Annotated in this window: 11 protein-coding genes; 5 read left to right on the top strand and 6 right to left on the bottom strand. The window is 66.8% G+C overall.

Annotated features, from left to right (window positions below; genetic code table 11):
* Window positions 1-1,461: an alpha,alpha-trehalose-phosphate synthase (UDP-forming) gene (locus tag CG716_RS04175; RefSeq protein WP_094476773.1), complete on the top strand. Its 1,461-nt coding sequence runs from the start codon at window positions 1-3 to the stop codon at window positions 1,459-1,461.
* A 5-nt stretch (window positions 1,462-1,466) separates the two neighbouring features.
* Here the strand turns inward: CG716_RS04175 and CG716_RS04170 are convergent, their stop codons facing one another.
* Both CG716_RS04170 and CG716_RS04165 read right to left on the bottom strand, forming a co-directional pair.
* Window positions 1,467-2,378, bottom strand: a complete 912-nt coding sequence (locus tag CG716_RS04170) for a 3-oxoacyl-ACP reductase (protein ID WP_094476771.1) — start codon at window positions 2,376-2,378, stop codon at window positions 1,467-1,469.
* Between the two features lie 13 nt (window positions 2,379-2,391).
* Window positions 2,392-2,583 (bottom strand): ferredoxin, encoded by a 192-nt coding sequence (locus CG716_RS04165; protein ID WP_094477331.1) that lies wholly within the window; start codon window positions 2,581-2,583, stop codon window positions 2,392-2,394.
* 174 nt (window positions 2,584-2,757) lie between these two features.
* Between CG716_RS04165 and CG716_RS04160 the strand changes: the two genes are divergently transcribed.
* From CG716_RS04160 to fadD17, 3 genes are read left to right on the top strand one after another with little or no spacing between them, the layout of a single operon-like run.
* A complete protein-coding gene (locus tag CG716_RS04160; RefSeq protein ID WP_094476769.1) occupies window positions 2,758-3,942 on the top strand; it encodes an acyl-CoA dehydrogenase family protein in 1,185 nt (394 codons plus the stop codon).
* A 34-nt stretch (window positions 3,943-3,976) separates the two neighbouring features.
* The gene (locus CG716_RS04155; protein WP_094476767.1) at window positions 3,977-5,074 is read left to right on the top strand and encodes an acyl-CoA dehydrogenase family protein; all 1,098 of its coding nucleotides are present in this window, start codon (window positions 3,977-3,979) and stop codon (window positions 5,072-5,074) included.
* 8 nt (window positions 5,075-5,082) lie between these two features.
* Entirely contained in the window at window positions 5,083-6,615 is a 1,533-nt protein-coding gene (gene fadD17 / locus CG716_RS04150) for a long-chain-fatty-acid--CoA ligase FadD17 (protein ID WP_094476765.1), read from the top strand.
* Between the two features lie 6 nt (window positions 6,616-6,621).
* Here fadD17 and CG716_RS04145 read toward each other — a convergent pair whose 3' ends face one another.
* From CG716_RS04145 to CG716_RS04135, 3 genes are read right to left on the bottom strand one after another with little or no spacing between them, the layout of a single operon-like run.
* Window positions 6,622-8,178 (bottom strand): acetolactate synthase large subunit, encoded by a 1,557-nt coding sequence (locus CG716_RS04145; RefSeq protein WP_094476763.1) that lies wholly within the window; start codon window positions 8,176-8,178, stop codon window positions 6,622-6,624.
* A 34-nt stretch (window positions 8,179-8,212) separates the two neighbouring features.
* On the bottom strand, window positions 8,213-9,343 hold the full coding sequence (locus CG716_RS04140; protein WP_094476761.1) for an NAD(P)H-dependent flavin oxidoreductase: 1,131 nt from the start codon (window positions 9,341-9,343) through the stop codon (window positions 8,213-8,215).
* Window positions 9,343-10,995, bottom strand: coding sequence for a medium/long-chain-fatty-acid--CoA/3-oxocholest-4-en-26-oate--CoA ligase (locus CG716_RS04135; protein ID WP_094476759.1), 1,653 nt, complete (start codon window positions 10,993-10,995; stop codon window positions 9,343-9,345). The genes CG716_RS04140 and CG716_RS04135 overlap by 1 nt, the downstream gene beginning before the upstream one ends.
* 68 nt (window positions 10,996-11,063) lie before the next feature.
* Here CG716_RS04135 and CG716_RS04130 point away from each other — a divergent pair, with 68 nt between their 5' ends.
* Window positions 11,064-11,864: a crotonase/enoyl-CoA hydratase family protein gene (locus tag CG716_RS04130; protein WP_094476757.1), complete on the top strand. Its 801-nt coding sequence runs from the start codon at window positions 11,064-11,066 to the stop codon at window positions 11,862-11,864.
* Here CG716_RS04130 and CG716_RS04125 read toward each other — a convergent pair.
* Window positions 11,861-12,607, bottom strand: coding sequence for a cutinase family protein (locus tag CG716_RS04125; RefSeq protein WP_094476755.1), 747 nt, complete (start codon window positions 12,605-12,607; stop codon window positions 11,861-11,863). The two genes, CG716_RS04130 and CG716_RS04125, sit on opposite strands and share 4 nt — an antisense overlap.
* Window positions 12,608-12,810 lie beyond the last annotated feature (203 nt).

Genomic DNA, 12,810 nt, shown 5'->3' with positions numbered 1-12,810 from the left:
GTGTCCGGGAGCAGGAAAGTAGCCCGCTCCGGAGACTCTGACTTCGTCGTGGTGGCCAACCGGCTGCCGATCGACATGGAGCGACTGCCCGACGGCAGCCTCACCTGGAAACGCAGCCCGGGCGGTCTGGTCACCGCACTGGAGCCGCTGTTGCGCAAGCAGCGCGGCGCCTGGATCGGCTGGCCGGGCATCGTCGACGGCCCCGAGGAGCCCATCGTCGAGGACGACCTTCAGCTCTTCCCGGTGCGGCTGTCCGCCGACGACGTCGCCGAGTACTACGAGGGCTTCTCCAACGCAACGCTGTGGCCGCTGTACCACGATGTGATCGTCAAGCCGATGTACCACCGCGAGTGGTGGGATCGCTACGTCGACGTCAACCGGCGCTTCGCCGAAGCGACATCGAAGGCCGCTGCCGAGGGTGCCACCGTGTGGATCCAGGACTACCAGCTACAGCTGGTGCCCAAGATGCTGCGGACGCTGCGGCCGGATCTGACCATCGGGTTCTTTCTGCACATTCCGTTTCCGCCCGTGGAGCTGTTCATGCAGATGCCGTGGCGGACCGAGATCATCGAAGGCCTGCTGGGCGCCAACCTGGTCGGGTTCCATCTGCCGGGCGGGGCACAGAACTTCCTATTCCTGTCGCGACGGCTGGTCGGCGCCAACACATCTCGCGCCTCCGTCGGTGTGCGGTCGCGGTTCGGCGAAGTGCAGCTGGGCTCCCGGACGGTGAAGGTCGGCGCCTTCCCGATCTCCATCGACTCCGCGGACCTCGACCGCACGGCACGCCATCGTGACATCCGGCGGCGGGCCAAGGAGATTCGCGCCGAGCTCGGCAATCCCCGCAAGGTCCTACTCGGGGTCGACCGGCTGGACTACACCAAAGGCATTGACGTTCGGCTGAAGGCGTTTTCGGAATTGCTCGCCGAGGGTCGCGCCAAGCGCGACGACACCGTCTTGGTGCAGCTGGCCACGCCGAGCCGGGAGCGGGTGGAGAGCTATCGCATCCTTCGCAATGAGATCGAGCAACAGGTCGGCCACATCAACGGCGAGTACGGCGAAGTCGGCCACCCCGTGGTGCACTACATACACCGGCCGGTGTCCCGCGACGAGTTGATCGCGTTCTTTGTGGCCGCCGACGTCATGCTGGTGACACCCCTTCGGGACGGCATGAACCTGGTCGCCAAGGAGTACGTGGCGTGCCGCAGCGATCTGGGCGGCGCCCTGGTGCTCAGCGAATTCACCGGTGCCGCAGCCGAACTGCGCCAGGCGTACCTGACCAACCCACACGATCTGGAGGGTGTCAAGGACACCATCGAAGACGCCGTCAACCAGACTCCCGAGGAGGGCCGTCGGCGCATGCGGGCACTTCGGCGCCAGGTGCTCGCCCACGACGTCGACCGCTGGGCGCGGTCCTTCCTCGACGTGCTGGCCAATGCCAACAGCCAGGGCGATCCCGACTAGATGCCTCAGTCGCCCATCAGGCCCATGACGCCGAAAGTGCGCTCGGGGTCGCGCTCGGCAAAGTAGTCCTGCATGGACGAACCCAACGCCACCGGATCCCAGGCGTCGCCGTCGGCGTGGAACCGGTGCTCGGCCGTCGGAGCCGCGACCAGAGTGACCGTCGGTCCGTAGACGACGAACACCTGGCCGTTGATCTTGTCCGAGGCCGGCGAGGCCAGGAAACGCACCAAAGTCACCACATGCTCGGGCGACAGCGGATCGACCTCCCCCTCGGCGAGCTCGGGAACGCCGCCGAGCACTTCGAGAGTCATCGCAGTGCGCGCCCGCGGGGCGATCGCGTTGGCCCGTACGCCGTAGCGCCCGAGAGCGCGTGACGCCGTCAGCGTCAGCGCGTTGATGCCCGCCTTGGCGGCGCCGTAGTTGGCCTGACCGATCGGCCCGGACATCGCAGCCTCCGAGGAGGTGTTGATGATGCGGCCGTACACCGACCCGCCGGAGTCCTTGGCCTGGTTGCGCCAGTAGGTCGCGGCGTTGCGGGTGAGCAGGAAATGCCCGCGCAGGTGCACTGCCATGACCGCGTCGAAGTCTTCGTCGGTCATGTTGAACAACATGCGGTCGCGGGTGATGCCGGCGTTGTTGACGACGATGTTCAGCCCGCCGAGTCCGTCGGCGGTCGCGACCAGCTCGTCGGCGGTCGAGCGCTGGCTGATGTCGCCGGCAACGGCCACACCCTTGGAACCCACCGCGCTGATCTCTTCGAGAACGTCGGATTCATCGAGCGCTTTGGCCATGTCATTGACGACGATCGTCGCACCGGAGCGGGCCAGCCCGATGGCTTCGGCGCGGCCCAGGCCCGCGGCGGCGCCGGTCACCACGGCGACCCGTCCGGACAGATCAGACACGTCTTGTGCAGTCAACTTACGAATACCTCTAGTCTTTGCGGGTCAGGGCGGCGCGGGGGCACTCGGCGATGGACTGCTCGGCCACGTCCTCATGGTCGGCGGGGATCGGGTCTTTGGTCACCACGACGTAGTCCTCGTCGTCGAGTTCGAACAGGTCCGGGGCGATTCCCACACAGACGGCGTTACCTTCACAGCGATCACGGTCGACTTCTACTCGCATGACAACCTCCTTGGCTGACAGACCCGGCAAAGGGAGCATTCGCAGCACCACGATACGACCAGACCATTCAATAGCTGGCCTGAACCGGCGCTGGACCACAAGACTAGAACGTGTTACAACCAGGAGTGTCGGCGGGTCGCCGCCAGCTTGCCAACTCAGCGAAGGATCGAACCGATGCGGATCAGTTACACGCCTGAACAAGAGGAGCTTCGCCGCGAACTCCGGACGTACTTCGGCAAGCTGATGACCCCGGAGCGCCAGGAAGCGCTCATGTCGACCACCGGCGGCGAGATCGGCACCGGCAACGTCTACCGCGAGACCGTGTCCCAGATGGGCAAGGACGGCTGGCTCACCCTGAACTGGCCGACGGAGTACGGCGGCCAGAACCGAGCCCCGATGGACTCCCTGATCTTCACCGACGAGGCGGCCATCGCCGGGGCGCCGGTGCCGTTCCTGACCATCAACAGCGTCGCGCCGACGATTATGGCGTACGGAACCGACGAGCAGAAGAGCTTCTACCTGCCCAAGATCGCCTCCGGGGATCTGCACTTCGCGATCGGCTACTCCGAGCCCGGCGCCGGCACCGACCTGGCGGGCCTGCGCACCACCGCGGTTCGCGACGGCGACGACTACGTGGTCAACGGTCAGAAGATGTGGACCAGCCTGATCCAGTACGCCGATTACGTCTGGCTCGCGGTGCGCACCAACACCGAGGCCAAGAAGCATCGCGGCATCTCGGTGCTGATCGTCCCGACCACCGCGGAGGGCTTCTCGTGGACCCCGGTGCGCACGATGGCAGGTGTCGGCACCAGCGCCACCTACTACCAGGATCTGCGCGTGCCGGTGTCCAGCCGCGTCGGCGAAGAGAACGGCGGATGGAAGCTGGTCACCAACCAGCTCAACCACGAGCGCGTCGCCCTGGTGTCCGCCCAGCCGATCTTCCTGGCGCTCAACCAGGTTCGCGAGTGGGCGCAGAACACCAAGGATGTCCACGGCAACCGCCTGATCGACTCCGAGTGGGTGCAGCTCAACCTCGCCCGCGTACTGGCCAAGGCTGAGTACCTCAAGCTGATCAACTGGGAGCTGGCCTCCGCCAAGAGCGGCACTCTCAACCCCGCGGATGCCTCGGCCGCCAAGGTCTTCGGCACGGAGCTGGCCACCGAGGCCTACCGGCTGCTGATGGAGATCCTCGGACCGTCCGCCACGCTGCGCCAGGATTCGCACGGCGCACTTCTGCGCGGTCGCGTCGAACGTATGCACCGCGCCGCCCTCATCCTCACTTTCGGTGGCGGCACAAACGAGATCCAGCGCGACATCATCGGTATGGTCGCGCTGGGCCTGCCCCGAGTCAACCGCTAACGACGACCAGCGACCTGAAAGACATAGGACTGACATGGATTTCACCAGAACAGAAGCCGCGCAGGATCTCTCGGGGCTGGTCGGCACCATCGTCGATGCGGTGTGCACCCCCCAGCACCAGCGCGCGCTCGATGATCTCGATCAGCGCTTCGACACGGAGTTGTGGCGCAAGCTCATCGACTCCGACATCCTGTCCACTGCCGCACCGGAATCCGTGGGCGGCGGCGGGTTCGGTGTCTTGGAGCAGACCGCGATCCTGACCGCGCTGGGCCGCCAGCTGTCCGCGGTGCCGTACCTGCAGTCGGTGATCCTCGGAGCAGGGGCAGTGGCCCGATTCGGCACGCCGGAACTGAGTGAGCAGTGGGCCGCCCCCGCGGTGACCGGCGAGAAAATCCTGACCGTGGCCCTCGACGGGGAACTCGGCCAGGGCCCGGTGCAGGCCACCACCTCCGGCACCGGCTTCAAGCTGACCGGAACCCGCACCCAGGTCGAGTTCGGCCCGGTCGCGGACGCATTCCTGGTTCCGGCCGAAACCGATTCCGGCACAAAGGTCTTCCTGGTGACCGCAGCCGACGCCGGCGTCTCCGTGACGCCGCTGCTGACCACCGGCCTGAGCAGTGCCGGTGAGCTCGACCTCGCCGGTGTCGAGGTCGGCGCCGACCGGATCGTCGGCGACGCCGACGCCCTGGCCTGGTTGACCACCCACAAGACACTGGGCCAGACGGCTTTCCAGCTTGGTGTGCTCGAGCGCGCGCTCGAGCTGACGGCTGAATATGCCCGCACCCGAGAGCAGTTCGACAGGCCGATCGGCAGCTTCCAGGCTGTCTCCGCTCGGCTGGCGGACGACTACATCGAGATCAAGGGCCTCGGCCTGGCACTCGTGCAGGCGTCGTGGCGGCTGTCCGAAGACCTGCCGGCCGACGTCGAAGTGGCCACCGCGGCGTTCTGGGCGGCAGAGGCCGGCCACCGCGTCGCCCACACCACTGTGCACGTGCATGGTGGTGTCGGAATCGACATGGACCACCCGGTGCACCGCTACTTCATCACCGCCAAGCAGATCGAGTTCGCGCTCGGTGGCGCCACCGCCCAGCTGCGGCAGATCGGCCGCGAGCTGGCCGACACGCCGGCTTGACCGGACCCGTGAGCGACCAGCCGACCGTCACCGATCTGCTGGTGCGGCTGGCTGACGTCGACGATCGCGGAATCCACGGCGACGACGGCTCGTATTCGACGTGGCGCCAACATATTCAGGACGCCGCCGACCTGGCGTCCGCTTTGAAGGCCCGGCTCGATCCGGCCAAGCCGCCCCATGTCGGCGTGCTGCTGGGCAACACCCCGTTCTTCTCGTCGCTGCTGGTGGCAGCCGCACTGTCCGGGGTGGTTCCGGTGGGGCTGAATCCCACCCGCCGCGGTGAAGCGCTCGCGCGCGACATCCAGCGGGCTGACTGCCAGCTAGTCCTCGCCGATGGCGACGACGTGGGCCCGCAGGCCTACGGCGCCGGGTTCGCCCCCGAGGGCATGGCCGTCATCGACGTGGGGACAGCCGGATGGGCGCACGAGCTCGGGCAGTTCCGTGGGTCGCCGATCACGTTCGCGCCCAGCGCCTTCGACGACCTCTTCATGCTGATCTTCACCTCGGGCACCAGCGGTGACCCGAAGGCGGTGCGGTGCACGCATGAGAAGGTGGCGTTTCCCGGAGTGATGCTGGCCGAGCGATTCGGGCTGGGACCGACCGACACGTGCTACCTGTCGATGCCGCTGTTCCACTCGAACGCGGTGATGGCCGGCTGGGCGCCGGCTGTCGCTGCCGGAGCATCGATTGCGTTGCGCCGCAAATTCTCCGCTTCACAGTTCATCCCTGACGCGCGCCGGTTCAATGCCACCTACGCCAACTACGTCGGTAAGCCGATGTCCTACATCCTGGCCACTCCGGCGCGGCCGGACGACGCCGACAACCCGTTGCGCATCGTCTACGGCAACGAGGCCGCGCCGCGCGATATCGACCGCTTCGCCGAGCGTTTCGGCGTGACAGTCGTCGACGGGTTCGGCTCCACCGAGGGCGGGGTGAACATCGCCCGCACCCCGGACACCCCCGAGGGTGCGCTCGGCCCGCTGCCCGAGGGCCTCGAGATCGTCGACGTCGACACCGGAGAGCCGTGCCCGCCCGGAGTGATCGGCGAGCTGGTGAACCTCACCGGTCCCGGCAACTTCCGCGGCTACTACAACGCACCCGACGCCGAATCCGAGCGCATGACCGGCGGGATCTACCACAGCGGCGATCTGGCCTACCGGGACGGCGACGGGTTCGTGCACTTCGCCGGCCGGCTGGGCGACTGGATGCGGGTCGATGGCGAGAACCTTGGCACCGCGCCAATCGAGCGGGTGTTGATGCGCTACCCCGACGTCACCGAGGCCGTGGTCTACCCCATCCCCGACCCTGCGGTCGGGGATCGGGTGATGGCCGCACTGGTGCTCCCGGAAGGCGCGGAGTTCGACCCGGCCGCCTTCCGCGAATTCCTCACCGCCCAAGACGATCTCGGCCCCAAGCAGTGGCCGGCGTTCGTGCGGGTGAGTACCGGACTGCCGAGCACCGAGACGTTCAAGATCATCAAGCGCCAGCTGTCTGCCGAGGCGCTGGACTGCACCGACCAAGTGTTTGAGATCGCGCGCTGAATCGCGTTAACCCACCATCGACGGCATGACCGCCTCGATCAGATGCGGTCCGGTTTCATCGAACGCCCATTGCAGGGCGTCGGCAAGTTCTTCGGCGGTGCCGACCCGGCGCGCGGGTACGCCCATACCCTTGGCGATCCGGACGAAATCCAGTGTGGGACTGGTCAAATCGAGTAGCGACTCGGCCTTTGGGCCTGGCCTGGACCCCGCGGCCTCGGCACCGACCCGCTGCAGTTCGATCCGCAGGATGTCGTAGGCGCGGTTGGCATAGACGACGGTGGTGATGTCGAGCCGTTCGCGGGCTTGGGTCCACAGCGCCGAAATGGTGTACATCGCCGAGCCGTCGGACTCCAGGCACAGCACCGGACGGTCCGGTGCGGCGATCGCGGCACCGACGGACACCGGCAGTGCGAAGCCGATCGCCCCTCCGGTGAGCGTGAGCCAATCGTGTGCCGGGGCGCCCGCCGTCGCTTGTGGCAGAAGGACTCCCGACGTGTTCGACTCGTCCACGACAATGGCCCGCTCCGGCAGCAGCGCCCCGATCACGTCGGCTGAGGTCGCCGCGGTGAGCGGCCCGTGCGGCAGCGCAGGCCGCGCCGGCTCCGCGGTGGCGGCGATCTCGGACGGTGCGATCCGGTCTGCCAGCACCTCGATTGCCGCGGCGGCACCGACCGGGCCTGCCAGCGTGTGCACGGCACAGCCCTCGGGCACCAGGTCGCTCGCCTTGCCGGGGTAGGCGAAGAACGACACCGGATGGGGCGCGCCCGCCAACACCAGGTGCCGTGCACCGGCGAGCTGCGCGACGGCCGCCTCCGCGAAATAGGCCAGCCGCTCCACCGCGGGCAGGCCCGCCCCGCGTTCCAGCCGGGTCGGGAAGGTCTCACACAGCACGCGCGCACCACACGCCTGCGCGAGCCTGACCGCCGCGGACAGACCGGCCGCACCGGTGGCGTCACCGCCGACCATGATCACCGTCGACTCCCCCGACTGCAGCGCGGCCTCAGCCTGCCCGAGATCGACCTCAGGCGGATCCAGATGCACCACAGCACTTTCCAGTGGCGTCGCGCCCTCGTCCCAGGAGACGTCGGCGGGCAGGATCAGCGTGGAGATGTGCCGTTTGGCGCGGGCGGTGGCAATGGCCTCGCCGGCATCGGCAGCCACATCGGCGACCGAGAGGCTGCGCCGTACCCAGCCGGATACGGTGCCGGCAACGGAGTCGATGTCGGACTCCAGCGGTGCGTCGTACTTCTTGTGATAGGTGGCGTGGTCACCGACCACGACGACCACGGGAACCACGGCGCGGCGGGCATTGTGCAGGTTGGCCAGGCCGTTGCCCAGCCCGGGACCCAAGTGCAGCAGGACCGCGGCCGGGTCGCCCGAGATCCGGGCATAGCCGTCGGCTGCACCGGTGGCCACCCCTTCGAAAAGGGTGAGCACGCCGCGCATCTCCGGCACGGTGTCCAGCGCGGCGACGAAGTGCATCTCCGATGTGCCGGGGTTGGCGAAACAGACCCGCACCCCGTTGTCGACGAGCGCGGTGATCAGTGCCTGTGCGCCGTTCACCGACCGAGCATAGCCAGATCGGCTGGGTCGCAAGCTAGCTGTCGCGGATCGTGTCCAGTTTCCGGGATGCGTCCTCGAAGCCGGCGACCAGTTCGGCGATGATGTCGGCGACCGGGCGGATCTCGTTCATCCGGCCGACGATCTGGCCGACCGGCATGGCGACGGTGGTCGGGTCCGAGGATTCACTCATCCGCTGATGCGCCTCGCTGACCAACACGTTCTGCAATGGCATCGGCAGCGGATCCGGCGCCCCTTCGGCATCCCAGGCATCGGTCCACCGGCTCTTGAGCAGGCGCGCCGGTTTACCGGTGTAGATCCGGCGGCGCACGGTGTCGGCCGAGCTCGCAGCCAGCATCGCCTCCTGGATCACCGACTGTCCGGACGGCAGCCGAACACCGAGGTCGTATTCAGCCGAGGTCAGGAACGCTGAACCCATCCATACGCCCTGAGCACCCAAGGCCAGCGCGGCCGCGACCTGACGACCGGTGCCGATCCCGCCGGCCGCGAGCACCGCGGTCTGAGGCGACACTGCGGCTACTGCGTCGGCGATCTCCGGCCACAGCACCATCGATCCGATCTCGCCGGTGTGACCGCCGGCCTCATGGCCCTGGGCGACGACGATGTCGACGCCGTTGTCGACATGTCGTTGCGCATGCTTGGCCGAACCGGCCAGCGCAGCGATCGGCACACCGGCTTCGTGCACCTGGTCGATGACGTCCTTGGGCGGCGAGCCGAGCGCGTTGGCGATCAACTTGATCGGGTGTCGCAACGCGACCTCGACGTGTGAGCGCGCGATCGAATGCAGCCAGCCCAGCGTGCCCTCGTTGCGGGTGGCATCCTGCGCCAGCGGGGGCACCCCGAGGTCGGCGAGCGTCTTGGCGACGAAATCGCGATGCGACTGCGGCACGAGCTTGTCGATGTCGACGGCGGTGCCTTCGGTGGGGACCTTCGCCGGCATCACGACGTCGACGCCGTACGGCTTACCGTCGGTGTTCGCGTCCATCCAACCCAGGACGGCTTCCAGGTCGTCGGGCCGGTTGAACCGCACACACCCCAGCACACCCATGCCGCCGGCCCGGCTGACGGCCGCGGCGACCTTTTCCGACGGGGTGAAAACGAAGATCGGGTAGTCGATGCCGAACCGATCGCACAGTTCTGTGTGCATCAGCTGGTGGCGCCCGCGTGCTTGGCGTGCACCTCGTCGGCGGGCCGCAACTCGGTCTGATCCTTGGCCCACTTGTAGTCCGGCTTGCCGGCCGGCGAGCGCTTCACCTCGTCGACCAGCCAGAGGCTGCGCGGCACCTTGTAGCCGGCAATCTCCTTGCGCACGAACGTATCCAGCGCGGCCAGCGTCGGGCGGGCACCCTTGCGGGGTGCGACCACGGCGGCGACATGGCTGCCGAAGCGCGGGTCCGGCACGCCGACGACGAGGGCGTCGAACACGTCTGGATGGCCCTTGAGCGCAGCCTCGACCTCTTCGGGGTAGATCTTCTCGCCGCCACTGTTGATCGACACCGAGCCGCGGCCCAGCATCGTGACGGAGCCGTCCGCCTCGACCTCGGCGTAGTCGCCGGGGATCGCGTAGCGCACGCCGTTATAGGTCTTGAACGTCTCGGCGGTCTTTTTCTCGTCCTTGTAGTAGCCGACCGGGATATTGCCCTTCTTGGCGATGACGCCGCGCACCCCGGAACCGGGCTTGACTTCGTTGCCGTCCTCGTCGAGCACGACGGTGCGATGGTCGATCGTCACCCGCGGACCACCGTTGTGGTGCTCCCCCTTGGCCACGATGCTGGTGCCACCGAAGCCGGTTTCCGACGAACCGATCGAGTCGGTGATCACTCGGTTGGGCAGCAGTTCGAGCAGCTTCTCCTTGAGGCTCGTCGAGAACAGCGCCGCGGTGCTGGCCAGCAGGAACAGCGACGAAAGGTCGTATTCCTTCCCACTGTCGTTGGCGGCCTGCAGCGCGTCGAGCAACGGCCGTGCCATGGCGTCACCGGTGAAGAACAGCAGGTTCACCTTGTGCTCATGGATGGTGCGCCAGACTTCGTCGGCGTCGAATTCGGGTGCCAGAACGGTGGTTTGGCCGGAGAAGATGGACATCCAGGTGGCCGACTGGGTCGCGCCGTGGATCATCGGCGGGATCGCGTAGCGGACCATCGGCGGGTTGGTGACGGCCGCACGGGACAGGTCGTATTCGTCCTTGACGAACTCACCCGTCGCGAAGTCGGTGCCACCGAACAGAACCCGGTAGACGTCTTCGTGACGCCACATCACGCCCTTGGGGAAACCGGTGGTCCCGCCGGTGTAGAGCAGGTAGATGTCGTCCTCGCTGCGCTCCCCGAAGTCCCGCTCCGGCGAGCTCTCTGCGATGGCCTCGTAGAACTCCACGCCGCCATAGCGCTGGTAATCCAGGTCGCTGCCGTCTTCGACAACCAGGATCGTCTTCACGTCAGGGGTCTCCGGCAGCACGTTGGCGACCCGATCGGCGTACTGACGCTCGTGGACCAACGCAACCATGTCGGAGTTCTCGAACAGGTAGCGCAGTTCGCCCTCGACGTAGCGGAAGTTGACGTTCACCAGGATGGCGCCCGCCTTGATCGTGCCGAGCATCGCGATGACGATCTCGATCCGATTCCGGCAGTACAGCCCGACCTTGTCGTCCTTCTTGACGCCGTGGTCGATGAGGTAGTGGGCGAAGCGATTCGCCTTCTCCTCGAGCTCGGCGAACGTGATTCGGTCGTCACCACAAATGAAGGCCACGCGATCAGGCACGGCGTCGATTGCGTGTTCGGCTAGATCAGCTATGTTCAGGGCCACGGACCCAAACTAGAACGTGTTACATTTCGACACAAGTCTGTGGCAAAGATGCTGGAAGGCGGATACCCGTGAGCGAGCCCAAAAAAGAAGCCGACGCCCTCATTGAGCAGCGCGGACACACCCTCATCGTCACACTGAACCGGCCTGAGGCGCGCAACGCGCTTTCCACCGAGATGCTCTCGATCATGGTCGACGCCTGGAACCGCGTGGACGAGGATCCCGAGATCCGAACCTGCATCCTGACGGGCGCGGGGGGCTACTTCTGCGCGGGCATGGACCTGAAGAACGCCACCAAGGCACCCCCCGGTGACTCCTTCAAGAGTGGCGCGTTCGATCCGACCAAGATCGAGGGGCTGCTGAAGGGGCGCAGGCTGACCAAGCCGCTCATCGCCGCCGTCGAGGGCCCGGCCATCGCGGGCGGTACCGAGATCCTGCAGGGCACCGACATCCGGGTCGCCGGCGAGAGCGCGAAATTCGGCATCTCCGAGGCCAAGTGGAGCCTGTACCCGATGGGTGGCTCGGCAGTGCGGTTGCCGCGGCAGATCCCGTACACCATTGCGTGCGACCTGTTGCTGACCGGACGCCACATCACTGCTGCGGAAGCGCTGTCCTACGGGCTCATCGGGTACGTCGTGCCCGATGGCACGGCGTTGGAGAAAGCCCTCGAGATCGCCGAGGTCATCAACAACAACGGCCCACTGGCCGTGCAGGCGATCCTGAAGACCATCCGCGAGGCCGAGGGATTGCACGAACTGGACGCGTTCAAGCCCGACACCGCCAACGGCGTGCCCGTGTTCCTCAGCGATGACGCCAAGGAGGGCCCGCTGGCGTTCAAGGAGAAGCGCGCCCCGCAGTTCAAGATGCGCTAGTTGCTGGCGGTGTTCACCGCGGCGGCCGAAGTGAGCTTCTGCGCAACGTAAGCAGCGGCCTGTGCGGTCATTCCGTTGTCGGCGTAGGCCTGGTGGGCGCCGTTGTCGCTCCCCGTCGGTGAGCAGATCGGGTCCTCGGGCACACACTGGTCGATGGTCTTGCCGGCATACAGGTTGCCCACGGTGATCGGCGGCGCACTGCGGTCGATGGCGTTCAAGAAACCGTTCGATGGTTTACCGAACAACGCAACGGCGGCGACGTGGTTGGCGACCTCGGGAGGCATGGGCCCGTTGATGCCGTTCGGCGGGACGTAGCCGTCGGGGATCTTGTCGGCGGTCACGTAACCGGCCACCGCGGCCCCCTGTGAGTAGCCGCCGAGCACCATCTTGGTGGTCGGGCATCTCCCCGCCATGTCGCGGACCCGGTCGCTGGCATCGATGACGCCGTCTGCTGCCGTCGAGAAGTTCAGCGAGGCAGGGTAATTCACCGCGTAAACATCGACCGATTTTCCGGCCAGCTGAGGTTCTCCCCGCAGCTGGTCAACGAAGGCCTGGCCGATTCCCCCCACGCCTGGCGGCTCGAACGTTCCGCGGGCAAACACCACTTCGACATCGGGACAACCCTCTGCCGCCGCTGCTGATGGGACCCCGAACGGCGCCGCCGTCAGCGCGGTGAGAGTGAGCATCGCGGCCAAAAACAGCCGGCGCACGCATTGGGTCCGATCGGATTCGATGACAGTCATGTCGCCCCAGTTCGTATCGTGTCATGCCACCTCGGCCAGCCCCATCGCTGAAGCACGAGGTGCGTTCGTGATTCCCAAAAGTGGGACAGCCCAAACCCACAGACTCCGCCGCGGCTGTTGCTCCTGAGCGGAAGTTTCCAGTGACTGGCACGACAACGACAGCCCTCGCGCGAGCGAGGGTTCGCAAAAAACCGGTGACGACC

Origin of the sequence: Mycolicibacterium sphagni, from assembly GCF_002250655.1 — a bacterium.
Taxonomy (GTDB): domain Bacteria; phylum Actinomycetota; class Actinomycetes; order Mycobacteriales; family Mycobacteriaceae; genus Mycobacterium; species Mycobacterium sphagni.
This window is presented reverse-complemented; position numbering and strand designations above follow the sequence as displayed.